This window comes from Acidovorax sp. (assembly GCF_046339755.1).
Classification (GTDB): domain Bacteria; phylum Pseudomonadota; class Gammaproteobacteria; order Burkholderiales; family Burkholderiaceae_C; genus Acidovorax.
On sequence record NZ_JBKDTZ010000281.1, the window covers coordinates 1 to 23,633 of the forward strand.

Sequence of the window (23,633 nt, forward strand, 5' to 3'; positions counted from 1 at the left end):
GCGGGAGAAAACACATAGCTCATGTTCGTTCTGCCTTTCGGGGAATGTTGGGGAGGTTGCCGTGAAGCCAACTTGTGCGTCATCGTACCTGTTGGCAGTGTGCCACGCTCCCGTGGGACCTGCCCGCCAGCCCCGCAAAACCGTGCTTTGGCGGCTGCGGATGGGCGCTACACTCGCGCCCATGGCAGCAAAGAGCTTCGATTTCCAAAACACGCCGGGCCACCTGGTGCGCCGCGCGCACCAGCGGACCGTGGCGCTTTTCTTGGAAGAGACGGCCGGGGTCGACGTGACCCCGGTGCAGTTCGCCATCCTGCACGAGCTGCTGGCCCAGCCGGGTGAGGACCAGGTCACCCTGGCTTCGCGCGTGGCCTTCGATGCCGCCACCTCGGGATCGGTCATCGGCCGGCTCGAAAAGCGCGGCTGGGTGCGCCGTGAGGCCGACACCCGCGACCGGCGCCGCAAGCTGCTGTGGATCACCCCCGAGGGCGAGACTGCCGCGCTGCAGATGCGCGACGCCGCCCAGCGCGTGCAGGAGCGCCTGATGGGCCCCCTGAATGCCGAGGAGCGCACCGCCCTGATGACCCTGCTGACCAAGGTCGTCTACCACCACAAGGACCCCGCAGGTACTTCCGGCGCCTGATTGCTCCCCATGGATGCTTCGATGCCGGCCGACTGGCTGGTTCCTGACTGGCCTGCGCCGCCCGGCGTGCATGCGCTGTGCACCACGCGCGCGGGCGGTGTGAGCGCCGCGCCCTATGACCGCATGAACCTGGGCGCCCACGTCGGTGACGACGTGGCTGCCGTGCAGGCCAACCGGCAGGTGTTGCAGGCGGTCCTGCAGACCACCACTGCGAATGCGCGCGCCGTCTTCCTGAACCAGGTGCATGGTACGGATGTGGCGGCCATCGACCTCGCTACGCCCGACGCCACCTCCGCCGATGCCTGCCTGTCCACCGCGTCGGGGGCCGTGTGCACCATCATGGTGGCCGACTGTCTGCCGGTGTTGTTTGCCCACCGCGGTGGCAGCGTGGTGGCGGCCGCCCACGCGGGCTGGCGCGGCTTGGCGGGAGAGGCGGGAGAGGCGGGGCAGGGCGTGCTCGAATCCACGGTGCTGCGCCTGGCCGCCCAGGGCGCGGTTGCCGCCGAGGTCATGGCCTGGCTGGGCCCCTGCATCGGGCCCACGGCCTTCGAGGTGGGGCCCGAGGTGCGCGCCGCCTTCTGCGGCCATGACCCGGCTGCCGAGCGCTGTTTCGTGCCCCAGGCCGGAGGCAAATACCTCGCCGACCTGGCGGGCCTGGCCCGGCTGCGCCTGGCGGCGCTGGGCATCACTGCGGTCTTCGGCAATGACGGCACGGCGCCCTGGTGCACCGTGGGCAATGCCTCACGGTTCTTTTCGCACCGGCGCGACACCGCCGCCCTCGGGGGCAGCGGGCGTTTCGCTGCCTGCATCTGGCGGGGTTGATGGTTTCAGCGCCGCCTGCTCGGCATCCCAGGCCGCCTGCTCGGCCTGCTCACGCTGGCGGATGGCCCGCTTGCGCGAGGGTGTGCCCAGGATGTAGACCAGGATCCCCATGGGCAGCAGCCCATAGAGCACGAAGGTGATGATGGCCCCGAGCACCGTGCCCGTGGTGTTGGTGGCTTCGGCCACGGCCATCATGAGGGTGACGTACAGCCAGGCGATGACGATCAGGTACATTGTCTTTGCGGGTTGCCAGTCCCTGCGGGGTGGGCAACAATGGGCTTACCGAGATGCCGGAACACCATGACAGGGATAGGAGACGGGATGAGTTCAGAATCGATCTGGGACCAGAGCGCCCAGCAGTTCCAGCAGATTTTCGGTCAAGGTTGGGCGCAGGCCGTCCAATCCTTCCAGAAAATGGAGCTGGGTGCCACCCCGGGGGTGGCCGCGGCCGCACCCGTGCAATTGTCGCCTGCCAAGCTGCAGGCGCTGCAGCAGCAATACCTGGAGGAAGCCAAGGCCTTGTGGGCCCAGAGCCTGCAGGGCAAACCCGAGGTCAAGGACAAGCGCTTTGCCGGCGAGGGCTGGGCCAGCAACCCGGTGGCCGCCTTCTCGGCCGCCGCCTACCTGCTCAATGCCCGCACCCTGATGGCGCTGGCCGACGCCGTGGAGGCCGACGAGAAGACCCGCGCGCGCATCCGTTTCGGCGTGGAGCAGTGGATGGCGGCCATGGCACCCAGCAACTTCCTGGCCTTCAATGCCGAGGCGCAGAAGAAGGCCATCGAGACCAATGGCGAGAGCATCGCCAAGGGCATGCAGAACCTGCTGCACGACCTGAAGCAGGGCCATGTCTCGATGACCGACGAAAGCCTGTTCGAGGTGGGCCGCAACGTGGCCACCACCGAGGGCGCCGTGGTGTTCGAGAACGAGCTGTTCCAGCTGCTCGAATACAAGCCCCTCACGGCCAAGGTCTATGAGCGCCCCTTCCTGCTGGTGCCGCCGTGCATCAACAAGTTCTACATCCTGGACCTGCAGCCCGACAACTCGCTGATCCGCTATGCCGTGAGCGAGGGCCACCGCACCTTTGTGGTGAGCTGGCGCAACCCCGACGACAGCCTGGCGAAGAAGACCTGGGACAACTACGTCGAAGACGGCGCCATCGCCGCCATCGATGTGGTGCAGGCCATCACCGGTGCCGACCAGATCAATGCCCTGGGCTTCTGCGTGGGCGGAACCATCCTGTCCAATGCGCTCACCGTGCTGGCTGCGCGCGGCCAGGAGCCGGTGGCCAGCGCCACCTTTCTGACCACGCTGATCGACTTCACCGACACCGGCATCCTGGACGTCTTCATCGACGAGGGCTTCGTGAAGTACCGCGAGATGGAGATGGGCAGCGGCGGCCTCATGAAGGGGCAGGACCTGGCCTCCACCTTCAGCTTCCTGCGCCCCAATGACCTGGTGTGGAATTACGTGGTGGGCAACTACCTCAAGGGCGAGACGCCGCCGCCGTTCGACCTGCTGTACTGGAACAGCGACAGCACCAACCTGCCCGGGCCGTTCGACGCCTGGTACCTGCGCAACTTCTACCTTGAGAACAACCTCGTCAAGCCCGGCAAGCTCACCGTCTGCGGCGAGAAGATGGACCTCGGCCAGCTCACGCTGCCCACCTACATCTACGGCTCGCGTGAGGACCACATCGTGCCTGCCACGGCGGCCTATGCCTCGACCCAGGTGCTGCCGGGCAAGAAGCGCTTCGTGATGGGGGCCTCGGGCCATATCGCGGGCGTCATCAACCCGCCTGCCAAGGGCAAGCGCAGCCACTGGATCCGTGCCGACGGCAAGTTCCCCGGCACGCTCGACCAATGGCTGCAGGGCGCCACCGAACACCCCGGCAGCTGGTGGACCGACTGGTCTGCCTGGCTCAAGGGCCACGCCGGCAAGCAGGTCGCCGCGCCCAAGGGCTATGGCAAGGGCACGAAGTTCAAGGCCATCGAGCCGGCACCGGGGCGCTATGTCCAGCAAAAGGCCTGACCGGCTGACCTGAGACAATCCAACCCCAGACATCCACCTCCAGAAAAGAAGGACATTCCATGGAAGACATCGTCATTGTTTCGGCCACCCGCACCGCGGTGGGCAAGTTTGGCGGCGCACTGGCAAAGGTGCCCGCGACCGAGCTGGGCTCGATCGTTATCCGCGAAGCCATCACGCGCGCCGGCCTGTCGGCCGGCCAGGTGGGTGAGGTCATCATGGGCCAGGTGCTGACGGCCGGCGTGGGCCAGAACCCCGCGCGCCAGGCCTCCATGAAGGCGGGATTGGCGCAAGAAACGCCTGCGCTCACCATCAACGCCGTCTGCGGCTCGGGCCTCAAGGCCGTGATGCTGGCGGCCCAGGCCGTGGCCTGGGGCGACAGCGAGATCGTCGTGGCCGGCGGCCAGGAAAGCATGAGCCTGGCACCCCATGTGCTGCCCGGCTCGCGCGACGGCCAGCGCATGGGCGACTGGAAGCTCGTGGACACCATGATCGTGGACGGCCTGTGGGACGTGTACAACCAGTACCACATGGGCATCACCGCAGAGAACGTGGCCAAGCAGTACGGAATCACCCGCGAGCAGCAGGACGCCCTGGCCCTGAACAGCCAGCTCAAGGCCGCCGCCGCGCAGGACGCCGGCAAGTTCGCCTACGAGATCGTGGACGTGGCCCTGGCGCAGAAGAAGGGCGACCCGATCTTCTTCAATACCGACGAGTACCTCAACCGCAAGACCAATGCAGAAGCCCTGGCCGGCCTGCGCCCCGCCTTCGACAAGGCCGGCAGCGTGACGGCGGGCAATGCCTCGGGCTTGAACGACGGCGCCGCCGCCGTGGTGGTGATGAGCGCCAAGAAGGCCGCGGCCCTGGGCCTCAAGCCCCTGGCGCGCATCGCCTCCTTCGGCACCACCGGCCTGGACCCTGCCACCATGGGCATGGGCCCGGTGTCGGCCACGCGCAAGGCCCTGCAGCGCGCCGGCTGGAACGCCGCCGACGTGGACCTGTTCGAGCTGAACGAAGCCTTCGCCGCCCAGGCCTGCGCCGTGAACAAGGAGCTGGAGATCGATCCGGCCAAGGTCAACGTCAACGGTGGCGCCATCGCCATCGGCCACCCCATCGGTGCATCGGGCTGCCGCATCCTGGTGACCCTGCTGCACGAAATGCAGCGCCGCGACGCCAAGAAGGGCGTGGCCGCGCTGTGCATCGGTGGCGGCATGGGCGTGTCGCTGACTGTGGAACGCTGAGCACTCTCCCGCTGCGCGCAGCAAGCAAAAAGCCCACCGCGCGCGGTGGGCTTTTTTTCGCCTCCAGATTCAGCCCGGGAATCCTTCCAGCCTCAGGGTGTGCGAGTGTCCGAGCCATACCGCGCAGTCGCGGTGGTCGCGCAGGCCATCGCCGGTGTTGGGGTGGGCGAACACGTCGAGTGCACCGTGGTTGAGCGCCAGCCAGCCCATCACGTGGGTGAACTCGGCCGGGCCGAAGGCGAGCTGGTAGCTCCACATCGGGTGCGGGCCCACCGGCCGCTCATGGAAGCGGCCGATCTCCACCCGGCCCGCCAGTTCGCGCGCAATGGTCTCGCGCAGTGCCCAGGCCGGGTTGCGGCTCTCGGCGTCGAAGTAGACATGGGCGTGCCAGTCGCGGATCAGGGCAGGGTCGAGCAAGGTCATGGGCAGCAGGGCAGGGCGAGGCGGGGCGGGGCGAAGGCGGGATGTTATGGCCTGGCGGGCGACCACGCAGGGTGTGCCAGCGCAAGCCCCCACGGGCCGGGCTGGCTGGCGAGAGTGTCTGGTTTGCGCATCACCCTGGTGCGGGGGTGGCCCCTGGGGCCCACCAGCCCTTGGCGCGGCGTGGAGTGCGCGCTACATTGGGAGATTCGCCCGCGCCTGCGCGGGCCCCTTTCTTCCCGGGGGCATCGACACCATGGCACCGACCCGATTCGCCGCATCCCTTTTGCTCGCCTCGGCCCTGGCGGGCGCAGCGCATGCGAGCCCGGCCGAATGCAGTTCGGGTGCCCGCTACACGGCTGCGCAGGCCGAGATCGATGCCGCGCTCAAGACCGTGGGCGATGGGCCGCAGCGCAACCGGGCGCGCCTCGAATCGCAGCTCAAGGCCAGTGCGGGCACGCGCGGCTGGTCGCAGGAGCAGCAGGCCGAGATGCTGCGCAAGGCCTACAGCTCCGCCGGCTACCGGGAGCTGGAACAACAGAAGCAGCCCCACGTGTCCACGCTCATGCAGGCCGTGACGGCCAGTTCCGGCCCCGACCCGCGCGTCTCCAAATGCACCGCCGCGAGGCAGGTGAAGGCCAGCGCCTGGGCCGTGGCCGACATCCACAGCCGTCAGTACGCCCATGTGGCGCGCGAAGTGGGGGTCAGCCAGACGATCCAGGCCAAGGCGCGCTGAGCCTTGGCCGCGCGGTGGACCCGGCAGCCTTCCGGGGCGCTTGGACAAATCACATCGCGGGTCAGGGCGCCGCAAGCCGCTGCAGCAGCTCGGTGGTCGGGTAGCCATCGGCCACCATCCCCACGCTCTGCTGGTACTGGCGCAGCCCGGCGCGCGTGGCCGGGCCCATCACCCCGTCAGGGGTACCGGCGTTGAAGCCGCGCTGGTTGAGCTGCTCCTGCATCTGCTGCAGCTGGCTGCGCGACAAGGGCGCCAGGTCGCGCGGCCAGGCGGCCACCACACCGGTGCCGCCCTCGATCTGGCGCGCCAGCAGGCCCACGGCCAGCGCATAGCTCACCGAGTTGTTGTAGCGCAGGATGGTGCGGAAGTTCTGCCCCACGAGGAAGGCCGGGCCGCGCGCGCCCGCTGGTGTGGCGATGGAGGCTGCGTCCAGCGCGGGCAGGGCCTGGCCGTCCACACCCTGCACGCCCTCTGCAGCCCACTGCGCAGCCGTCTGGCGCACGTTCTGTTCGGCGCGGGCGTAGTCGAAGCCCGGCGGCAGCCGCACCTCCACGCCCCAGGGCTGGCCGGCCTGCCAGCCCATGCGCGCGAGGAAGTTGGCGGTGGAGGCTGCCACGTCGGGAATGCTGCCCCATATGTCGCGGTGGCCATCGCCATCGGCATCCACCGCATAGGCCAGGAAGACCGAGGGCAGGAACTGGGTGTTGCCCATGGCGCCGGCCCAGGAGCCGACCATGCGCTCGTCGCTGATGTCGCCCTGGTCCAGGATGCGCAGGGCCGCCAGCAGCTCGCTGCGTGCCCAGGCCGCGCGTCGGCCCTCGAAGCCCAGGGTGGCCAATGCATCCACCGCGCGGAAGTTGCCGAAGTTGCTGCCGTAGTTGCTCTCCATGCCCCAGATGGCCGTGATGATGGAGGCCGGCACGCCGTAGCGAGTGGCTGCGGCATCGATGGCCGCCTGGTGCTCGGCCCGCTTGGCCTGACCCTGGGCGATGCGCTGGGCCGAGACGGCGCTGTCCAGGTAGGCCCAGGGCGTGCGGCTGAATTCGGGCTGGGCACGGTCAAGCTCGATCACGCGCGGCTGCAACTGTGCACGGCCCAGCACCTGCTGCACCGTGGCCGGCAGTATGCCGGCGGCCAGGGCCTCGCGCGAGAAGGCGTCTATCCATGCGGCAAAGCCGGCCTGCTCGGCATCGGGCTGGGCCGGTGCTGGCGGCGTGGAGACGGGTGCCGGGGCGGCTGCTGCAGGGCGGGGCAGTGGGGCAGAGGCCTGGGGTGCAGGGGTAGGTGAGGTGGCGCAGCCCGCCAGCGCCAGGGCGCTTGCCAGGGCCAGGGCTGTCAGTGCGCCGCGGGGTTGGACAGCGGAAAAATGCGAAACCAAGGGAAATGAAAGCGTTCTGAGCATTCCCCATTGTCCCGTGCCCGGCATACTTGCGCCTTCTGGTGTTTCTGACCGTAGCAATTTCCTTTCATGCATACCTTTCTCTGGCACGACTACGAAACCTTCGGGGCCAACACGCGCCGTGACCGTCCCGCACAGTTCGCGGCCATCCGCACCGATGCCGAGCTCAACGAGATCGGCGAGCCGCTGAACATCTTCTGCCAGCCCGCGAACGACTACCTGCCCGACCCGGTGTCGTGCCTCATCACCGGCATCACGCCGCAGCAGTGCCTGGAGCAGGGCATGCCAGAGCATGCCTTTGCCGCCCGCATCGAGGCCGAGCTGGCCCGGCCCGGCACCATCGGCGTGGGCTACAACACCATCCGCTTCGACGACGAGATCACGCGCTTCATGTTCTGGCGCAACCTGATCGACCCGTATGCACGCGAATGGCAGAACCAGTGCGGCCGCTGGGACCTGCTGGACGTGGTGCGCATGACCTACGCGCTGCGCCCTGACGGCATCACCTGGCCCAGTAAGGAAGACGGCTCGCCCAGCTTCAAGCTCGAAGACCTGTCCAAGGCCAATGGCCTGCTGCACGAGGCCGCGCACGATGCCCTGTCGGACGTGCGCGCCACCATCGCCCTGGCGCGCCTGATCCGCCAGCACAATACCAAGCTGTTCGACTTCGCGCTCAGCCTGCACAAAAAGGACCGCGTGGCGGCCGAGCTGCGCCTGCCGGCCACGGCCGTCACGGCCAAGCCGTTCTTGCACGTGTCGGGCATGTTCCCGGTGGAGCGTGGCTGCCTGGCCGTGATGTGGCCGCTGGCCAGCCACCCGACCAACAAGAACGAGCTGATCGCCTGGGACCTGGCGCACGACCCGACGCCGCTGGCCAGCATGGGCGTGGAGGAGATCCGCCTGCGCATGTTCTCGCGCGCGGCCGACCTGCCCGAGGGCGTGACACGCCTGCCCATCAAGACCATCCACCTGAACAAGTCGCCCATGGTGGTGGGCAATGTGAACACGCTCACGCCCGAGCGCGCGCGCCACTGGAAGATGGACCTGGCCCAGGCCGCCCAGCATGCCGAGATCGCGCGCGTGCTGCCGGACATGAGCGGCATCTGGCCTGCGGTGTTCGCACGGCCCGAAGAGGAGCGGCCCGATGTGGACCAGGACCTGTACGGCGGCTTCGTGGGCAACGGCGACCGGCGCCAGCTCACCGACATGCGCGCCATGAGCGGCGAGAAGCTGGCGCGCACGCGCCTGTCGTTCGACGACCCGCGTTTGAAGGAGCTGGTCTGGCGCTACCGCGCGCGCAACTTCCCCGACACGCTCACGCCCGAGGAACACGAGCGCTGGGAGGCGCACCGCGCCGCCTGCCTGTTCGATGGCGCGGGCGGCGCGCGCACGGTGGAGCAGCTGTTCACCGAGATCGACAATCTCTCGGAAACCGCCGATGACGACCGCACCCAGGACATCCTCGGCGCCCTGTACGATTACGCCGAGCAGATAGCGCCCGAGCGCTGAGCAATTTCTTTTCCAAGTCCGCATTTCCCATGAGCAGCAGCAACGACAAGCCGTCCCACCAGTTCACCACCCAGATCGTGCATGCCGACCGTCTGGCCGGCACCGAATACGGCGCGGTGCACCAGCCCATCCACACCTCGGTGCAGTACGGCTACGAGAAGGTGGAGGACCTGATCGGCGTGTTCCAGGGCACCCTGAAGGGCGGCTTCAACTACGCGCGCCAGGGCACGCCCACCACGGCGGCGCTGGAGTACAAGGTCACGCAGATGGAGCGCGGCCAGGGCAGCATCGTGTTTTCCACCGGCATGGCGGCCGTCTGCGCAGTGTTCCTCACCCTGCTCAAGGCGGGCGACCACCTGCTGGCCAGCCAATTCGTCTTCGGCAACACCAACAGCGTGTTCGGCGCCCTGGCCGACCTGGGTGTGGAGGTGACCGTGGTGGACGTGACCGATGCCGCCCAGGTGGCGGCTGCCGTGCGCCCCAACACGCGCATGGTGTTCGTGGAGACCATCGCCAACCCCGGCACGCAGATCCCCGACCTCGAAGCCATCGGCACCCTGTGCAAGGAGTGCGGCCTGCTCTATGTGGTGGACAACACCGTGGCCTCGCCCTACCTGTTCCGCCCCGTGACCGTGGGCGCGGGCCTGGTCGTCAACTCGCTGACCAAAAGCATCGGCGGCCTGGGCGATGCGCTGGGCGGCGCGGTCACCGACACCGGCCTGTTCGACTGGAGCAGCTACCCCAACATCTTCGCCCCCTACCGCAAGGGCGACGCCAAGGGCTGGGGCCTGCAGCAGATCCGCAAGAAGGGCCTGCGCGACATGGGCGGCATGCTGTCGTCCCAGGCCGCGCACCAGCTGGCGCTGGGTGCCGAGACCCTGGCCCTGCGCATGGACCGCACCAGCACCACGGCCCTGGCCCTGGCCCGGTGGCTGGAGCAGCACCCCGCGATTGCACGCGTGCACTACCCCATGCTCGAATCCCATCCGCAGCACGCCATCGCGCGCAAGCACTTCAAGGCCGGCTCCTGGCTGCTTGCCTTCGAGCTGCGCGATGCCGGGCAATGCCTGGCTTTTTGCAACCGCTTGCAACTGCCGATCAAGGCCACGGGCCTGGCCGACACGCGCACGCTGATCATCCCCGTGGCGCATACCATCTTCTGGGAGGCGGGCCCGGCAGTGCGCGCCAACATGGGCATTGGCGACGGCATGATCCGCCTGTCCGTTGGCCTGGAAGAGATCGAGGACCTGCAGGCGGACTTCGCCCAGGCCCTCGCTTAAAGGCCCTGATGCCAGCCTGCCAGTGCAAGCTGGCGTAAGGCCGACATGCTAAGGTTTCCTCAAACGCCGGGCAGCGCTGACTGCTACGGTCGCAAGGAGACAACCCATGCACCTGGAGCAAGCCGCCCTGGCGGCACCGCAGGACCTGATACCGCGTGCCCACGCGCGCTCGGCCGCGTACGGCCTGCGCACGCAGGACGTCCTGGATGCCATGCCCATGGCCCGTGCCGACCTGCAGTGCACGCTGCAGCGCAACCGGTTGCTGGCCGACCATGCGTTGCCCGTGATGGAGACGCTCTACCACCAGATCGCCGGCACCCACAGCATGGTGCTGCTCACCGACCCCGAAGGCGTGATCCTGCACGCCCTGGGCGACGACGATTTCGTCGCCCGGGCCGACCGCGTGGCCCTGCGCCCCGGCGGCGTGTGGACCGAGGAGCGCAAGGGCACCAACGCCATCGGCACCGCGCTGGCCCTGGGCCAGGCCGTGCAGGTGCATGCCGGCCAGCACTACCTGCGCGCCAACCAGTTCCTCACCTGCTCGTGCGTGCCCATCCTCGATCCGCAGGGCCGGGCGCTGGGCGCGCTGGACGTGAGCGGCGATCACCGCAGCCAGAGCAAGCACACCATGGCGCTGGTGCGCATGTCGGCCCAGATGGTGGAGAACCACCTCTGGAACCAGGTGCACGAGGATGCGGTGCGCCTGCACTTCCACGCCCGCCCTGAATTCCTGGGCACGCTGGTCGAGGGGCTGGCTGCCTTCACCCCCGATGGGCGCTTTCTTTCGGCCAACCGCAGCGGCCAGTTCCAGCTGGGCCTGTCGCACAGCGCGCTGCAGGCCCACACCTTCGGTTCGCTGTTCGGGGTGGACCTGGGGCAGGTGCTCGACCAGTACCGCAGGGCGCCGGGCGCGCTGCTCACGCTGCGCCTGCCCGGCGGCGTGACGGTGAAGGCCCGGCCCGAGCACCGGCCGCAGGCAGAGCGGCTGTGGATTTCCAGCCCCGCAACCTCCGTTCGGGCGCCGGCCCGGTCGCCCGCCCTGTCGGGCCTGCGCTATCTGAACACCGGCGACCCCGCGCTGGCCCTTGCCATCGACCGCGTCACCAAGCTGCTGGGCCGAGGCATCGCCACCTTGATCCAGGGCGAGACCGGCACCGGCAAGGAACTGCTGGCCCGCGCCATCCACCACGACGGACCGCGCCGCCAGGCGCCGTTCGTGGCGGTGAACTGCGCGTCCATCCCCGAGTCGCTGATCGAGTCGGAGCTGTTCGGCTACGAGGAGGGCGCCTTCACCGGCGCACGGCGCAAGGGCAGCCCCGGCAAGATCGTGCAGGCCCATGGCGGCACGCTGTTCCTCGACGAGATCGGCGACATGCCGCTGGCGCTGCAGGCGCGCCTGCTGCGTGTGTTGCAGGAGCGCAGCGTGGCCCCGCTGGGCGGCACGCGCCAGGTCGAGGTGGACATCCACGTGGTCTGCGCCACCCACCGCAACCTGCGCGCCATGATGGCCGACGGCAGTTTTCGCCAGGACCTGTACTATCGCCTCAATGGCCTGGTGGTGCGCCTTCCCGCACTGCGCGAGCGCAGCGACCTCTCTGCCATCGTGCAGCGCATTTTGCAGTCGGGCACCGAGTCCGCCGCGCCGCCGCTGCCCGTGTGCCCCGAGGTCATGGCCCTGTTCGCGCGCTGCGCCTGGCCCGGCAACCTGCGCCAGTTGACCAATGTGCTGCGCACCGCGGCGCTGATGGCCGAGGGCGACACGGCCATCCGGCGCGAACACCTGCCCGAGGATTTTCTGGAGGATTGCGAAGAGGCTGTTTCACCAGCGGTGGCGGCCGCACCCGCCACGCAGCCCCTGCAGGCCATCACCGCGGCGGCAATCGCGCAGGCCCTGGTCGCGCAAGGCGTCACTGTGTCTGCCGTGGCGCGTGCGCTGGGCGTGTCGCGCAATACCGTGTACCGGCACCTGCGCGCCCAGGTCGCGTGACCACCGTCCAGGTCAGCTGAACAGCCCCTGCATCTGCCCATAGGGGATCTGCCCCTGCAGCTTGTCCGATTCGCCCCCTTGCAGAAAGTCCGTCGCCAGCTTCGCGGCATGGCCCCACAGCACCTGGGGGATGCCGGAGCCCGCGCTGAGCCGCTTCACGCCCAAGGCCTGCAGTTGCGTGGCGTTGGCCAGGCCACCCCAGGCCATCAGGTTCAGCGGCAGGTCCACACCGGCCACGACCGCCTGGATCTGCGCCGCATCGGTCAGCCCGGGCACGAACAGGCCATCGACGCCGGCGCTGCGGTACAGCGTGCCGCGTGTGATCGCTTCGTCAACCTGGCTGCCTTCATCCACCAGCCGCGCCAGCACGACGTCGGTGCGCGCGTTGACGAACAGGTCCAGCCCGTCCTTGGCCAGCCGCTCCCGGATCGCCTCGGCCTTGCGCGCCAGCAGCTCGGGGGGCTTGCGTCCGTCTTCGAGGTTGATGCCGGCAACGCCTACCTCGGCCAGCCGCGCAGCCAGGTCGGCGACCTGCGCCGGGTCGTCCGAATAGCCGTCTTCCATGTCCACCGACAGGGGCACCTTGAGCACCCGCACCAGGTTCTTGGCATACGCCAGCACCACCTCGACGGGCATCGCGTAACCATCGGGATAGCCCTGGGACCAGGCCACGCCGGCACTGGTGGTGGCGATGGCCGTGGCACCCAGGCTCTCGAAGAGCCGGGCGCTGGCGGCGTCCCAGGCATTGGGCAGGCGCAGCAGGGTGGCGTTGGAGTGCAGGGCACGGAAGGTGGTGGCAGATGCGGTCATGGGGTCTCCTCCGGAAGGTCTTTGCGTGAGCATACCGCCGGTGGACTTCGAAGGCATGGCCAGGAGCTGAACGACGCCCGCCTGGGTCGCCGGGGATCTCAGGCGGGCGTTCCGTCAGGCCACCGGGTGCAGCCTCAGCAGCTCCGATTCTCCTTCGCTGAACGGCCGCGAGCGGATCAGAAAGCGCAGGCCCGTGGGCCGCTCCAGCGAGAACATGCCGCCCCCGCCGGGCACCACGTCCACGGTGATCTGGGTGTGTTGCCACACCGCGAACTGCGGCCGGCTCATGTAGAAGGGCTCGCCGCCGATGTGGCCGAGCAGCACGTCCGAATCGCCCACCAGGAACTCGCCGCGCGCGAAGCACATGGGGGCGCTGCCATCGCAGCAGCCGCCCGACTGGTGGAACATCAGTGGGCCGTGCTGGGCATGGAGTTGTGCGATCAACGCCAGCGCTGCGGGCGTGGCGTTGACGCGTTCCGGTGCGGCCAGTGCCGTGCCCGTGGTGCTCATGGCCGCGATCAGAAGAAGCCCAGGGGCGCCTGCGTGTAGCTCACCAGCAGGTTCTTGGTCTGCTGGTAATGGTCCAGCATCATCTTGTGGTTCTCGCGGCCGATGCCCGACTGCTTGTAGCCACCGAAGGCCGCGTGGGCCGGGTACTGGTGGTAGCAGTTGGTCCATACACGCCCGGCCTGGATGCCCCGGCCCATGCGGAAGGCGCGGTTGCCGTCGCGGCTCCAGACGCCAGCGCCCAGGCCGTACAGCGTGTCGTTGGCGATCTCCAGGGCTTCTTCCTCGGTCTTGAAGGTCGTGACCGACAGCACGGGGCCGAAGATCTCTTCCTGGAAGATGCGCATCTTGTTGTGGCCCTTGAAGACGGTGGGCTTGATGTAGTAGCCGCCGGCCAGATCGCCTGCGAGGTGGTTGCGCTCGCCGCCGATCAGGCACTGGGCGCCTTCCTGCTTGCCCAGGTCCAGGTACGAGAGGATCTTCTCGAGCTGCTCCTGCGAGGCCTGCGCGCCGATCATGGTGGCCTTGTCCAGCGGGTGGCCCTGCTTGATGGCGGCCACGCGCTTCAATGCGCGCTCCATGAAGCGCTCGTAGATCGATTCCTGGACCAGCGCGCGGCTCGGGCAGGTGCAGACTTCGCCCTGGTTCAGCGCAAACATCGCAAAGCCTTCGAGCGCCTTGTCGAAGAAGCCATCGTCGGCGTCCATCACGTCCTCGAAGAACACGTTGGGGCTCTTGCCGCCCAGCTCCAGCGTCACCGGGATGATGTTCTGGCTGGCGTACTGCATGATCAGCCGGCCGGTTGTCGTCTCGCCCGTGAAGGCGATCTTGGCGATGCGCGGGCTGCTGGCCAGCGGCTTGCCGGCCTCCAGGCCGAAGCCATTGACGACATTGAGCACGCCGGGCGGCAGCAGGTCGCCAACGATCTCCAGCAGCACCAGGATGGAGGCGGGCGTCTGCTCGGCGGGTTTCAAGACCACGCAGTTGCCGGCGGCCAGGGCCGGGGCCAGCTTCCACACCGCCCTCAGGATCGGGACGTTCCAGGGAATGATCTGCCCGACCACGCCCAGCGGCTCGTGGAAGTGGTAGGCCATGGTGTCGTGGTCGATCTCGCTGATGCCGCCTTCCTGCGCACGGATGCAGCCCGCGAAGTAGCGGAAGTGGTCGATGGACAGCGGGATGTCGGCCGCCATGGTCTCGCGCAGCGGCTTGCCGTTGTCGATGGTCTCGGCCACGGCGATGGTCAAGAGGTTGGCCTCCATGCGGTCGGCGATTTTCAGCAGGATGTTGGCCCGGTCCGTGGTCGAGGTCCTGCCCCAGGCGGTCTTGGCCTGGTGCGCGGCGTCCAGCGCGGCGTTGATGTCCTTGTCGTTGGAGCGCGGGATGGCGGTGAACACCTGGCCGTTGATGGGCGAGCTGTTCTCGAAATACTGTCCGTCGATGGGGGCCACCCACTGGCCGCCGATGTAGTTGCCGTACTGCTTCTTGTAAGGGTTGGCGATGCCGAGGCTCGCGATTTCTGCCATGTTCATGCGTTTGTCTCCTGCGGTGGTTGGGTTGTGCCAGGCAACGTTGGTGGGCCTGCACCCGGTGATGGGCGCAATGCCCGTGCCAGCGGCGCGCAGGGCAGGGCGCCAGGCCGGCAAAGGCATGCAAACCCAATGCCTATGCGGCCTGAGCGTCCATCGGCTGGTATGAACCGGCAGCAGTTCGCTGGCCGTGCACCTGTGCCATGGCACACCCGTTGTTTCAAAACGGAACAGCGCAGTTGGCACAGCACTGCACACATCGCAGCCGCCAGCGTGCAAAAAGCCCGGTTACGGCGCGCGGGGCGTGGTTGCAGGCCGCGGCTTTTGCCACAATGGGGACATCGCCACCCGGATGCCCATGACCGCCACGCCCACCCTCATCCCCCCGACCATCGGCAAGTACCGCATCGAGCGCGAGCTCGGGCGCGGCGCCAGCGGCATCGTGTACCTGGGGCTCGACGGGTTCCGCGGCAAGCGCGTGGCCATCAAGCAGATGCACGCCCATCTGCTGGCCCAGCCCGACCAGGCCGAGCGCTACCGACGCCTGCTGCGCAACGAGGCGGCCATGTCCGGCCGGCTCAAGCACCCCCACATCGTGCGCCTGCTCGACGCCGACGAGGACGCCGCCCAGCCCTACCTGGTGCTCGAATACGTGGACGGCCAGCCCCTGGCGGCCCATGCCCGGGCCGATGCGCTGCTGCCCGTGCCCCAGGTGCTGGACATCGCCTTCAAGTGCTGCAATGCGCTCGAATACGCCTACCGCGAAGGCCTGGTGCACCGCGACATCACGCCTGCCACCCTGATGCTGGCCGCCAATGGCGACGTCAAGCTCACCGACTTCGGCGCTGCGCTGTCGCTGCGCAGCGATGCCACGCAGCTCTCGGGCATGGTGGGATCGCCCTCCTACATGTCACCCGAGCAGGTGCGCGAGGAGGACCTCACGCACCACAGCGACATGTTCTCGCTGGCCATCGTGGTGTACGAGCTGCTCACCGGCCGCCGTCCCTTCGATGGCGAGACCGATTTCGCCACGCTGTACAAGATCAGCCACGAAGAGCCCACACCGCCCAGCCTGCTGCGCGTGTCACTGCCCGGGCATGTGGATGCGGTGCTGCTGCGCGCCCTGTCCAAGAAGCCGGCCGACCGCTTTGCCACCTGGGGCGATTTCGCCCAGGCCCTGCTCGACGCCCACCGCGAGCTGCCGCGCCAGCGCTCGCAGGACACAGAGGCCGAGCGCTTCGGCCGCCTGCGCGAACTGCCCTTCTTTGCCGACTTCCACGACGTGGCGCTGTGGGAGCTGATGCGCCTGGGCAACTGGCGCCGGCTGGAGCAGGGCACGGTGCTCATGCGCGAGGGCCAGCCCGGCGACTCGTTCTGCATCCTCATCGAAGGCCAGGTGACCGTGAGCCGCCAGGGCTGGACGCTGAGCACCCTGGGCCCGGGCGTGACCCTGGGCGAGATGACCTACCTGCGCCCCGACAACCGGCTGCGCACCGCCACCGCCGTGGCCGAGACCGAGGTGCTGGTGCTCAAGGTCCGCAACCCCGCGCTGCGCGAGGCGTCGGAAGACCTGCAGTCGCGTTTCGACAAGGCCTTCATCAAGCTGCTGGTGGGCCGGCTGGTCGCCGCCAACGAGCAGATCGCCGAATGGGACATGGTGGCCGGCCAGGTGTTCACGCCGGACGACGAGCAGGGCTAGCCGTCTCCTGGAAACCCCGCAGCACCCACCTCAGCCTTGCGTGGAAGGCCGCAGCCAGCACTGCGCTGAGCAGGGCCGCCGCCAGCCAGCCACCCCAGGCGCCCCAGCCCAGGGCCGGCACGCCGGCGCCCAGCGCATCGAGTGACAACCATGCCGCCAGCGGCACGAACAGCAGCAGCGAGCACACGGTGTTGACAGTACTGGCCCAGCGCACATCGCCCAGGCCGCGCAGCGCAAAGGCGCTGCCCAGGTTGATGGCATCGAGCACCTGGTAGGCGGCCACCAGCCCGAGCAGCGAGGTGGCCAGGGCCAGTGCGGCCTGGCCGCCGGCCCCGGCATCGCTGCCCAGCAGCGCCGCCAGCAGGGGCGGGCCGGCGAGCACCATGGCGGCGCCCACCAGGGCCATCCAGCCCGCCATCAACCACAGGCTGGCGTGCACCACGGCGGCTATCTGGTGGCGCTGGCCCGCTCCCATGGCATGGCCCACCAGCGTGGCACTGCCCGTGGCCAGGCCCAGCGCGGGCCAGAATGCCAGGCCGGTGAGCGACAGCAGCAGCAGGGTGGCCGCCCCCTCGGCGGGGCCGATGTGCGACATCATGAGCTGGAACAGCGCCATCGCCAGTACATCGGCCGCAGCGGCCACGCCGATGGGCAGGCCAATGCGCCACAGCTCCACGGTGCGGGCCCGCAGGGAGCCAAAGGACGATTTCCAGCCCGCGCGGGGAACCATGCCCAGCCCTACCGCCACACCGACCAGATTGGCCAGTGTGGACCCATGGGCCGAGCCTGCGAGGCCCAGGCCCACGTCGAAGATCAGCCACTGGTTGAGCGGCACATTGGCCACAGCCACCGCGAGGTTGGCTCCCAGGCTGGCCCGCGTGCGGCCCAGGCCGGCCAGGTAGCTCGACACCGCGAACAGCAGCACCACCGATACCCCGCCCGCCATGCGCGGCTGCCAGTACTGGAGGGCCTGGACCGTGGTGTCGGCGGGCAACTGCCACAGCGCAAAAAGCCAGGGCCCGGCCCATGTCAGCCCCAGGAAGCAGGGCAGGGTGAGCGCTGCGGCCAGCAGGCCCGCGGGCAGGTAGGCCCTTGCCACCTGTGCCTGGCCGGCACCCACGGCCTGGGCCACCGGCACCTGCACGGCAAAGGCCACGCCGCCCAGGCCCACGAAGACCGCCAGATTCAGGAAGGTCTGCGCGCCCAGTCCGGCCAGGGCATCGGCCGAGATGCGGCTGGCGAACCAAGTATCCGTCACGCCGACCACGGCCTGCAGCGAGTAGGTGGCGATCAGCGGCCAGGAAATGGCCAGCAGGGTGCGCACGGGGCTCGGGGTGGTGCTGCTTGCTTCAGCCATGGTCAGCCAGCCATGTACGGGTCCCAGAAGCCCTCGGCGGGCTCGGCCTGTTCCACGATGTCGAGCACCAGGCCCGACGGGTCGCGCACTTGGAAGCGCACCTGGCCCCAGGGCTCGTGCTGCACGGCATAGACGATCTCCACGCCGGCCGCGCGCAGCCGGGCCTCCTCGCGGCGGGCATCCTGAACTTGCAGGGTCAGCAGCAGGCCCTGGCCGCTGAAGACCTCGGGCCCTGGCGGGCGCGAGGGATGGTCGGGCGCCATGAAGGCGATGGACGCCGCACCGCCCTCGCTGCTGGTGCGCGACAGCAGCACGAACCACGAGGCTTCGAAGACGACCTCGAAACCCAGGTGCTGCACGAAGAAGTCGCGCGAGGCCTGGACGTTGGCGGTGGTGACCAAGGGGTAGGCACTGGTCAGTTGCGAGAGGGCGGCGGGTGAGGGTGTGGGCATGGAGGGCTCCTGTTGCATCCGATGTTGCTTGGGTACATACTGTCTGTATGTTCAATCAAATATAGATACGTACAGTCTGTATGTCAACAAGAAAATCCATTTCCAGCGTCCCTGCGGGCAACCGGCGGCTGGAGCAGGGCGCCCAGTCACGGACCCGCCTGATTGCAGCGGCACGCGCGCTGTTCGAGCAGGATGGCTATGCCGCCACCTCCACCGAGGCGCTGCTGGTGGCCACGGGCCTCACGCGGGGTGCGCTGTACCACCACTTCCGCGACAAGAAAGACCTGTTCGTGGCCGTCTGCGAGGCCGTGCATGCCGAGCTCAGCGCCGCCATCGACGGGGCGACCGATGGCCAAGCCGATCCTGCGGATCAACTGATGGCGGGTGCACTGGCCTGGATCGATGCGGTGTCGCAGCCCGGCCCACGCCAGGTGCTGCTGATCGACGGGCCTTCGGTGCTGGGCGCCCAGGCCTGGGCCGAGCTCGACGGGCGCCATGGCTACCAGCAGCTGCATGCCGTGGTCGCCGAGATCCTGGCGCCCGCGGGCCTGCTGGCCCTGGAGGTGGACGCCTGCGCCTCGGGCGTGAACGGCGCCATCAACGAACTGGCGCGCTGGCTGGCACGGCATCCGGCCGATGTGCATCCTGGCGCACGCGATGCGGCCATTGCCGCGCTGCGGCGGGTGTGCGCCAGCGTGCTGCCGCCCTAGCGGCCGGCCTGCGCCTTGAGCCCCGCCAGCAGTTCGGCCAGCGGCATGGCCTTGGCAAACAGCCAGCCCTGCGCATGGCGCACGCCGCGCTCGCGCAGGAAGTCGGCCTGGAACTGGGTTTCCACGCCCTCGGCGATCAGGTCCAGCCCGAGCTTCTGCGCCATCTCGATGATGTGCGTGGTGACCGGGCTGATGGCGGCCTGCGCGCCGATGCTGGCGATGAAGATGCGGTCGATCTTGAGCGTGTCGATGTCGATGGATTCGAGCATGGACAGGCTCGAATAGCCGGTGCCGAAGTCGTCCATGGCGATGGATGCGCCGATCTGCCGGCCCACCTGCAGGGCGGGCCTGGCGGCCTCGACGTCCACCAGGCCGCGCTCGGTCACCTCCAGCATCAGCGCGCCCGGCGGCAGGTCCAGGGCCTCGAAGCGCTGCTGCAGGTACTGCACGGGGCCATCGGCCACCAGGTCCTGGGGCGAAAGGTTCAGGCTGACGTGAAAGCCCGGGCTGGCCTTGAGCAGATCGGGCAGGTCTTCGAGCACGCGGTCCATCACGTAGCGGGTGATGTGGGCCACCACGCCCGTGCGTTCCGCCTCGGCAATGAATTCGTCCGGGGGCACCAGTGTGCCCTTGTCCTTGCCACTCCCCAGGCGCCAGCGCAGCAACGCCTCGGCGCCGGTCCACCGGCCTGTCTGCAGGTCCACGATGGGCTGGTAGAGCACGAAGAATTCGCGCCGCCTGAGGCCCGCGCGCAGCCGCGACCGGGGCGACAGCGTCCAGCGCGTAAGCGCCGCCACCCCCAGCGCGAGGGTGGCGCTGGCAAACAGCCCCAGCGGGGCCAGCACCAGCGCCTGGGCGGCCAGGCCCTCGTAGGCCAGCGCCTTGGGGGCCGCAGCCAGGGCGGCGATGTTGTTCTCCTGGGAACTGCGAAACACGATGTGGTGTGTGTCGCTTTCCAGCAGGCTGGGCGCGGAGGCCTGGTAGAGGTCCAGCCAGGTCTCCTGCAGCGGCCCCCGGGAGCGGATCAGCGCCTTGGGCGTGATGATCGCCAGGCCCAGCGACACGTCGGCATGCAGCACCGGCATGTCGATCACAATGCCAGGGTGGATGATCACTGCGTGGCCGTTGCGCGCGTAAATGTTGAAGGGCTGCTCCGGCGCGAAGGGCAGCCGCGCCCCGATCCAGCTGGAGATGCCGGTCGAGGTGACCATCGGCTTGCCCGGGAGCGGCACCGGCCCGCTGCCCAGGGTGAGCGTGCTGCAGACCATTTGGCCGTCCACCACCGAGCCCATGCCCTGCAGGTAGAACGAGGTGCCCACCATCTGCTGCATGCGCGCCAGGCTGGCCTGGCTGCAAGGTGGGCTGGCGTCCTTGTCCAACTCGTTCAACGCCGCCACCAGTTGCTGGCGCGAGGCGATGCCGCGGCGCAGCACCTCTTCCGCCAGCGAGGTCAGGTAGGCGATCTGGTCGTCCTGGGCCTTGCGCTGGGCCAGGTAGAGGGACGCCGCGATGGGAATCAACGCCGCCAGCAGCAGGGGGACCGAGGCAACGACGTAGAAACGTTTCATGGGCGGCGGTGAGGGCAGGGGCCTTGCAATGAGGGTCGATGCTGGCGTGTTTTGGGGTGGTGGGCAATCGGCCGTACCCTGCCATCGGATGAGTCTCAGTGTCCCGAATCGGCCTCTCACCTAGGCTCGAATGTTACTACTTGTTAATGGATGGGCCTGCTCCATGCCAGGTTCGACTTCCACACCATCAGCCTCAAGAACTTGGGGTGGTGCAGGTGACGTTCTTCGCTGCCGCATGGTCTTTCGTGAGAACCCATGTTCGCTGATTTGGTACCGACCTGGCCTGCGGGCTTTCACTGGGCCCTTGCGCGCCGAGGGACCCCATCCAGCGTTGCGAGCACATGTTGGAGGTCAGGCCGGCCAGTTTCGCAACGTCGGATCGCAGCACCATCCGACCTCACCCGGCTGTGAAGGCCTGTCGTCCGGGACTTACCCGCGCGCCGGGGTGGGCACCGCGGTCAGCGCAGCGATCGAGGGTATGCAAAAATCCGCCACATCCGCGCCGCCGCCGCAGGCCGTGACCCAGCAGGTTGCCATCCCCAGCGCCTTGGCTGGAGCAATATCCCGCTCAAGGCTGTCGCCGACGAACAGCACATCCTGGGGCGGCAAGTCGAGCATACCCAGCGCTTGCAGGAGTAGTCGGGGGGAGGGCTTGATGGACCTCGTGTCCGAAGAGAAGACTTGGCATTCCAGCACGGACGCGACCCGCGACCGGCGCAGCTCGGGCTGCCAGTGGTGGGAGGGCGCCCAGAGGTTGCTTACCAACCCCATCCGGTGGGACCCGGCCAGCGTGAGGAGCACCTGCGCTGCCCATTCCGGGACCACACCCACCTCGTGCCTTGCAATGACAAGCTCCAGAAGCCGGGCCTCGTGCCTGGACGGTGTGCTGTGTTTGGCAAGCGTCTCTCGCAGGGACGGGAAGGCGTCGACAAGGGCAGGGTTGGTGTAGTCGGCAAGAAAGCCCGCCACGGCTGCGCCAACGCAATGCGCAACGGCCTCTGCAGACAGCGCAGCGCCGCCCACAGCGCGGTAGGTGGCATCGAAGTCTTCGCCGGGTGAAGCGGGGCGCGAAAACATTCGCTGAACCTGTGCGATAAATTTCGAGGCACTCCGTTTCAACAGGCGTAAGCAAATTTCACCCAGAGGGGTGCGAGAGCAATCACCCCCCTTCAGACTCCGTCACGACGAAGAGCCGATCCGCTGCGGGGTCCAACTCTCGCTCCACCATGGTCTTAGTTGGGTTTCCATCACTGTCGTGGTGCCACGTCGCACCAGGTTGAGGGCTTGTCCCATCGACCAGGCCCGCAACAGTCTGGTGATCGAGCTGGCCGAGCTGGCGAAGACCGTGAGCGAGCAGCTCACGCGCGCCAAGGCCAAGACCTTCGGCGACGTGGCCGCGTTCGTCGACCTGAGCGCCGAGGAATACAAGGTGAAGCTGGGCGGCAAAAAGGGCAACCTCACGCTGCACAGCTTCGACGGCCGCTACAAACTGCAGATCGCGACTGCCGAGTCCATCACCTTCGACGAGCGCCTGCAGGCGGCGAAGGAGCTGCTGGACCAGTGCGCGGCCGACTGGTCGGATGGCACCCGCGAAGAGGTCAAGATCGTGCTGCAGAACACGTTCCAGACCGACCGGGAGGGCAATCTGAGCGTCGGCAAGATCCTGGGCCTGCGCCGGTGGGCCATCACCGATGCACGCTGGCAGGCGGCTATGCGCGCCATCAGCGAGAGCATCCAGGTGATCGGGAGCAAGCAGTACATCCGGTTTTACGAGCGCGTGGGCATGACCGACCGCTACGTGCCGATTCCGCTGGACATGGTTGCGGTATGAGCCGCGACCTCCATCTGCAGGTGAACCGTTCAGGCGGCTGGCGTACTGCGCTGACGTTTGACATGGATGGCGTCGACGTTGAAGCGATCCAGGTCGCGGCCGCAAACCTGGTCGTCTTGGCCGACCCTGCCGGCAACACAAAGCTTCGCCTCGCGACGGCAGACGGTATGCAGCGCGCACTTATTCGTTGGGATGCAAAAGGAGGCTGGCAGGACGCTTGATTTCGCGGGGGCATGCGGTGGGTGCCCCGGTGTCATCGCACCACAACTCCCGCAGCCATCGGTACCGCCTCATCGGAGCCCCGCAGCAGGCCGGCCGATGCGGTCTCCTCCCGAATACGGGGAGGTGCTGAGATGGCCGATTTCCTGTGTTCGTCAACACCGGTTTACTTCCTCAACCTTTCACTATGGATTTCACAGAGCATGAACAAGACTGACCTGATCACACAGATGGCCGATGCGGCAGGGATCTCCAAGGCCGCAGCCGGCGCAGCTCTCGATGCTGCCACCGATGCAATCAAGGGCACCCTCAAAAAGGGTGGCTCGGTGACGCTGGTGGGCTTTGGCTCGTTCACCGTGACCAAGCGCTCGGCGCGCACCGTACGGAACCCGAAGACGGGCGAGGCCATCAAGATCAAGGCGAGCAAGTCGCCGAAGTTTTCGGCTGGCAAAGCCTTCAAGGACGCCTTGAACTGACCGCAACCGACGCCGGCACCAGCCGGCTTTCTGAAGCCCCCGCCCGGGGGACCTCGCCAAGCACTGGGGCGGCCAGATCATCAGCTTCCCCAAGGACCTGCGGCGGGAGCTGGTGCGTTTGGAGCTGGAGATCTGGGGCAAGTTCGCCGGTGACAACTACGACGACTTGGCCCGCCAGTACGGCATGACCGTGAGCGGTGTCCGCAAGCTCATCAGCCGCATCCGCGCCAAGCTGGCGGCGGACACCCAGCACGACCTTTTTGACCCGGCCCGGGTCGCCTGAGCGGCCTCAGCTTCGTTGCGGGCAAGCGGGTGGTCCGTCCATGTTGCCCGTAGGCCGTAGCAGACAGCTGTGGGCAAGACCGAAGGGCGGCTTTGGGCCCCAAGCAGCCTTTCATCGAGCTGTCGCACCAGTC

At 68.1% G+C, this 23,633-nt stretch carries 23 protein-coding genes and 1 pseudogene; 14 read left to right on the forward strand and 10 right to left on the reverse strand.

From position 1 onward, the window contains the following. Positions 1–181 precede the first annotated feature (181 nt). Both ACK59X_RS24225 and pgeF read left to right on the forward strand, forming a co-directional pair. Positions 182–640: a MarR family winged helix-turn-helix transcriptional regulator gene (locus ACK59X_RS24225; protein ID WP_409960918.1), complete on the forward strand. Its 459-nt coding sequence runs from the start codon at positions 182–184 to the stop codon at positions 638–640. A gap of 9 nt (positions 641–649) precedes the next feature. Continuing rightward, the gene (gene pgeF / locus ACK59X_RS24230) at positions 650–1,462 is read left to right on the forward strand and encodes a peptidoglycan editing factor PgeF (RefSeq protein ID WP_409960919.1); all 813 of its coding nucleotides are present in this window, start codon (positions 650–652) and stop codon (positions 1,460–1,462) included. On the opposite strand, the gene ACK59X_RS24235 is transcribed toward pgeF, so the two are convergent. Next, the gene (locus ACK59X_RS24235) at positions 1,382–1,696 is read right to left on the reverse strand and encodes a hypothetical protein (RefSeq protein ID WP_409960920.1); all 315 of its coding nucleotides are present in this window, start codon (positions 1,694–1,696) and stop codon (positions 1,382–1,384) included. The two genes, pgeF and ACK59X_RS24235, sit on opposite strands and share 81 nt — an antisense overlap. Before the next feature lie 87 nt (positions 1,697–1,783). On the opposite strand from ACK59X_RS24235, the gene ACK59X_RS24240 reads away from it, so the two are divergent. Then, positions 1,784–3,490, forward strand: coding sequence for a PHA/PHB synthase family protein (locus ACK59X_RS24240; protein WP_409960921.1), 1,707 nt, complete (start codon positions 1,784–1,786; stop codon positions 3,488–3,490). Between the two features lie 59 nt (positions 3,491–3,549). Further along, complete coding sequence (locus tag ACK59X_RS24245; protein ID WP_409960922.1) at positions 3,550–4,728, forward strand: acetyl-CoA C-acetyltransferase; 1,179 nt, start codon at positions 3,550–3,552, stop codon at positions 4,726–4,728. A gap of 69 nt (positions 4,729–4,797) precedes the next feature. Here the strand turns inward: ACK59X_RS24245 and ACK59X_RS24250 are convergent, their stop codons facing one another. Beyond that, complete coding sequence (locus ACK59X_RS24250; protein ID WP_409960923.1) at positions 4,798–5,151, reverse strand: DOPA 4,5-dioxygenase family protein; 354 nt, start codon at positions 5,149–5,151, stop codon at positions 4,798–4,800. A gap of 253 nt (positions 5,152–5,404) precedes the next feature. Here ACK59X_RS24250 and ACK59X_RS24255 point away from each other — a divergent pair, with 253 nt between their 5' ends. After that, positions 5,405–5,884, forward strand: coding sequence for a hypothetical protein (locus tag ACK59X_RS24255; protein ID WP_409960924.1), 480 nt, complete (start codon positions 5,405–5,407; stop codon positions 5,882–5,884). Between the two features lie 61 nt (positions 5,885–5,945). Here ACK59X_RS24255 and ACK59X_RS24260 read toward each other — a convergent pair whose 3' ends face one another. Next, positions 5,946–7,286 carry a lytic murein transglycosylase gene (locus ACK59X_RS24260; protein ID WP_409960925.1) on the reverse strand — a complete coding sequence of 447 codons (1,341 nt, stop codon included), beginning with the start codon at positions 7,284–7,286 and terminating at the stop codon, positions 5,946–5,948. A 66-nt stretch (positions 7,287–7,352) separates the two neighbouring features. Here ACK59X_RS24260 and sbcB point away from each other — a divergent pair, with 66 nt between their 5' ends. From sbcB to ACK59X_RS24275, 3 genes are all read left to right on the forward strand, one after another. Further along, positions 7,353–8,792: an exodeoxyribonuclease I gene (gene sbcB / locus ACK59X_RS24265; RefSeq protein ID WP_409960926.1), complete on the forward strand. Its 1,440-nt coding sequence runs from the start codon at positions 7,353–7,355 to the stop codon at positions 8,790–8,792. Between the two features lie 29 nt (positions 8,793–8,821). Next, positions 8,822–10,072: a cystathionine gamma-synthase family protein gene (locus ACK59X_RS24270; RefSeq protein ID WP_409960927.1), complete on the forward strand. Its 1,251-nt coding sequence runs from the start codon at positions 8,822–8,824 to the stop codon at positions 10,070–10,072. A gap of 106 nt (positions 10,073–10,178) precedes the next feature. Then, positions 10,179–12,059, forward strand: coding sequence for a sigma-54-dependent Fis family transcriptional regulator (locus ACK59X_RS24275; RefSeq protein ID WP_409960928.1), 1,881 nt, complete (start codon positions 10,179–10,181; stop codon positions 12,057–12,059). Between the two features lie 12 nt (positions 12,060–12,071). Here the strand turns inward: ACK59X_RS24275 and ACK59X_RS24280 are convergent, their stop codons facing one another. From ACK59X_RS24280 to adh, 3 genes are all read right to left on the reverse strand, one after another. Then, complete coding sequence (locus tag ACK59X_RS24280; RefSeq protein ID WP_409960929.1) at positions 12,072–12,869, reverse strand: isocitrate lyase/phosphoenolpyruvate mutase family protein; 798 nt, start codon at positions 12,867–12,869, stop codon at positions 12,072–12,074. A 114-nt stretch (positions 12,870–12,983) separates the two neighbouring features. After that, positions 12,984–13,379 (reverse strand): DUF779 domain-containing protein, encoded by a 396-nt coding sequence (locus ACK59X_RS24285; RefSeq protein ID WP_409960930.1) that lies wholly within the window; start codon positions 13,377–13,379, stop codon positions 12,984–12,986. Positions 13,380–13,387: 8 nt separating this feature from the next. After that, positions 13,388–14,908 (reverse strand): aldehyde dehydrogenase, encoded by a 1,521-nt coding sequence (gene adh / locus ACK59X_RS24290; protein ID WP_409960931.1) that lies wholly within the window; start codon positions 14,906–14,908, stop codon positions 13,388–13,390. A 355-nt stretch (positions 14,909–15,263) separates the two neighbouring features. On the opposite strand from adh, the gene ACK59X_RS24295 reads away from it, so the two are divergent. Beyond that, complete coding sequence (locus ACK59X_RS24295) at positions 15,264–16,604, forward strand: protein kinase domain-containing protein (RefSeq protein WP_409960932.1); 1,341 nt, start codon at positions 15,264–15,266, stop codon at positions 16,602–16,604. On the opposite strand, the gene ACK59X_RS24300 is transcribed toward ACK59X_RS24295, so the two are convergent. Further along, positions 16,579–17,961 carry an MATE family efflux transporter gene (locus tag ACK59X_RS24300; RefSeq protein WP_409960933.1) on the reverse strand — a complete coding sequence of 461 codons (1,383 nt, stop codon included), beginning with the start codon at positions 17,959–17,961 and terminating at the stop codon, positions 16,579–16,581. The two genes, ACK59X_RS24295 and ACK59X_RS24300, sit on opposite strands and share 26 nt — an antisense overlap. Positions 17,962–17,963: 2 nt before the next feature. Further along, positions 17,964–18,413 carry a VOC family protein gene (locus tag ACK59X_RS24305; RefSeq protein WP_409960934.1) on the reverse strand — a complete coding sequence of 150 codons (450 nt, stop codon included), beginning with the start codon at positions 18,411–18,413 and terminating at the stop codon, positions 17,964–17,966. 80 nt (positions 18,414–18,493) lie between these two features. Between ACK59X_RS24305 and ACK59X_RS24310 the strand changes: the two genes are divergently transcribed. Next, a complete protein-coding gene (locus ACK59X_RS24310; RefSeq protein ID WP_409960935.1) occupies positions 18,494–19,123 on the forward strand; it encodes a TetR/AcrR family transcriptional regulator in 630 nt (209 codons plus the stop codon). Here the strand turns inward: ACK59X_RS24310 and ACK59X_RS24315 are convergent. Continuing rightward, on the reverse strand, positions 19,120–20,691 hold the full coding sequence (locus tag ACK59X_RS24315) for an EAL domain-containing protein (RefSeq protein WP_409960936.1): 1,572 nt from the start codon (positions 20,689–20,691) through the stop codon (positions 19,120–19,122). The genes ACK59X_RS24310 and ACK59X_RS24315 overlap by 4 nt on opposite strands. Before the next feature lie 429 nt (positions 20,692–21,120). Beyond that, positions 21,121–21,768, reverse strand: a complete 648-nt coding sequence (locus ACK59X_RS24320; protein ID WP_409960937.1) for an HAD family hydrolase — start codon at positions 21,766–21,768, stop codon at positions 21,121–21,123. Positions 21,769–21,949: 181 nt separating this feature from the next. Between ACK59X_RS24320 and ACK59X_RS24325 the strand changes: the two genes are divergently transcribed. The 4 genes and pseudogenes from ACK59X_RS24325 to ACK59X_RS24340 form a co-directional block, all read left to right on the forward strand. Further along, positions 21,950–22,522, forward strand: coding sequence for a DUF3164 family protein (locus ACK59X_RS24325; protein WP_409960938.1), 573 nt, complete (start codon positions 21,950–21,952; stop codon positions 22,520–22,522). Further along, a complete protein-coding gene (locus ACK59X_RS24330) occupies positions 22,519–22,743 on the forward strand; it encodes a hypothetical protein (protein WP_409960939.1) in 225 nt (74 codons plus the stop codon). Before ACK59X_RS24325 ends, ACK59X_RS24330 begins: the two co-directional genes overlap by 4 nt. A 201-nt stretch (positions 22,744–22,944) precedes the next feature. Further along, on the forward strand, positions 22,945–23,217 hold the full coding sequence (locus ACK59X_RS24335) for an HU family DNA-binding protein (RefSeq protein WP_409960947.1): 273 nt from the start codon (positions 22,945–22,947) through the stop codon (positions 23,215–23,217). A gap of 64 nt (positions 23,218–23,281) precedes the next feature. Then, a pseudogene (locus ACK59X_RS24340) lies at positions 23,282–23,500 on the forward strand (Mor transcription activator family protein); the annotation flags it as partial. Between the last annotated feature and the right edge of the window lie 133 nt (positions 23,501–23,633).

Excerpts from the sequence above, each read along its gene's own strand:
- ACK59X_RS24330 (WP_409960939.1), top strand. The coding sequence starts at position 22,519 with ATGAGCCGCGACCTCCATCTGCAGGTGAACCGTTCAGGCGGCTGGCGT.
- pgeF (WP_409960919.1), top strand. The coding sequence starts at position 650 with ATGGATGCTTCGATGCCGGCCGACTGGCTGGTTCCTGACTGGCCTGCG.
- adh (WP_409960931.1), bottom strand. The coding sequence starts at position 14,908 with ATGAACATGGCAGAAATCGCGAGCCTCGGCATCGCCAACCCTTACAAG.
- ACK59X_RS24320 (WP_409960937.1), bottom strand. The coding sequence starts at position 21,768 with ATGTTTTCGCGCCCCGCTTCACCCGGCGAAGACTTCGATGCCACCTAC.
- ACK59X_RS24305 (WP_409960934.1), bottom strand. The coding sequence starts at position 18,413 with ATGCCCACACCCTCACCCGCCGCCCTCTCGCAACTGACCAGTGCCTAC.
- ACK59X_RS24250 (WP_409960923.1), bottom strand. The coding sequence starts at position 5,151 with ATGACCTTGCTCGACCCTGCCCTGATCCGCGACTGGCACGCCCATGTC.
- sbcB (WP_409960926.1), top strand. The coding sequence starts at position 7,353 with ATGCATACCTTTCTCTGGCACGACTACGAAACCTTCGGGGCCAACACG.
- ACK59X_RS24225 (WP_409960918.1), top strand. The coding sequence starts at position 182 with ATGGCAGCAAAGAGCTTCGATTTCCAAAACACGCCGGGCCACCTGGTG.
- ACK59X_RS24280 (WP_409960929.1), bottom strand. The coding sequence starts at position 12,869 with ATGACCGCATCTGCCACCACCTTCCGTGCCCTGCACTCCAACGCCACC.
- ACK59X_RS24295 (WP_409960932.1), top strand. The coding sequence starts at position 15,264 with ATGACCGCCACGCCCACCCTCATCCCCCCGACCATCGGCAAGTACCGC.
- ACK59X_RS24310 (WP_409960935.1), top strand. The coding sequence starts at position 18,494 with ATGTCAACAAGAAAATCCATTTCCAGCGTCCCTGCGGGCAACCGGCGG.
- ACK59X_RS24235 (WP_409960920.1), bottom strand. The coding sequence starts at position 1,696 with ATGTACCTGATCGTCATCGCCTGGCTGTACGTCACCCTCATGATGGCC.
- ACK59X_RS24275 (WP_409960928.1), top strand. The coding sequence starts at position 10,179 with ATGCACCTGGAGCAAGCCGCCCTGGCGGCACCGCAGGACCTGATACCG.
- ACK59X_RS24285 (WP_409960930.1), bottom strand. The coding sequence starts at position 13,379 with ATGAGCACCACGGGCACGGCACTGGCCGCACCGGAACGCGTCAACGCC.
- ACK59X_RS24315 (WP_409960936.1), bottom strand. The coding sequence starts at position 20,691 with ATGAAACGTTTCTACGTCGTTGCCTCGGTCCCCCTGCTGCTGGCGGCG.
- ACK59X_RS24270 (WP_409960927.1), top strand. The coding sequence starts at position 8,822 with ATGAGCAGCAGCAACGACAAGCCGTCCCACCAGTTCACCACCCAGATC.
- ACK59X_RS24300 (WP_409960933.1), bottom strand. The coding sequence starts at position 17,961 with ATGGCTGAAGCAAGCAGCACCACCCCGAGCCCCGTGCGCACCCTGCTG.
- ACK59X_RS24240 (WP_409960921.1), top strand. The coding sequence starts at position 1,784 with ATGAGTTCAGAATCGATCTGGGACCAGAGCGCCCAGCAGTTCCAGCAG.
- ACK59X_RS24245 (WP_409960922.1), top strand. The coding sequence starts at position 3,550 with ATGGAAGACATCGTCATTGTTTCGGCCACCCGCACCGCGGTGGGCAAG.
- ACK59X_RS24260 (WP_409960925.1), bottom strand. The coding sequence starts at position 7,286 with ATGCTCAGAACGCTTTCATTTCCCTTGGTTTCGCATTTTTCCGCTGTC.
- ACK59X_RS24255 (WP_409960924.1), top strand. The coding sequence starts at position 5,405 with ATGGCACCGACCCGATTCGCCGCATCCCTTTTGCTCGCCTCGGCCCTG.
- ACK59X_RS24335 (WP_409960947.1), top strand. The coding sequence starts at position 22,945 with ATGAACAAGACTGACCTGATCACACAGATGGCCGATGCGGCAGGGATC.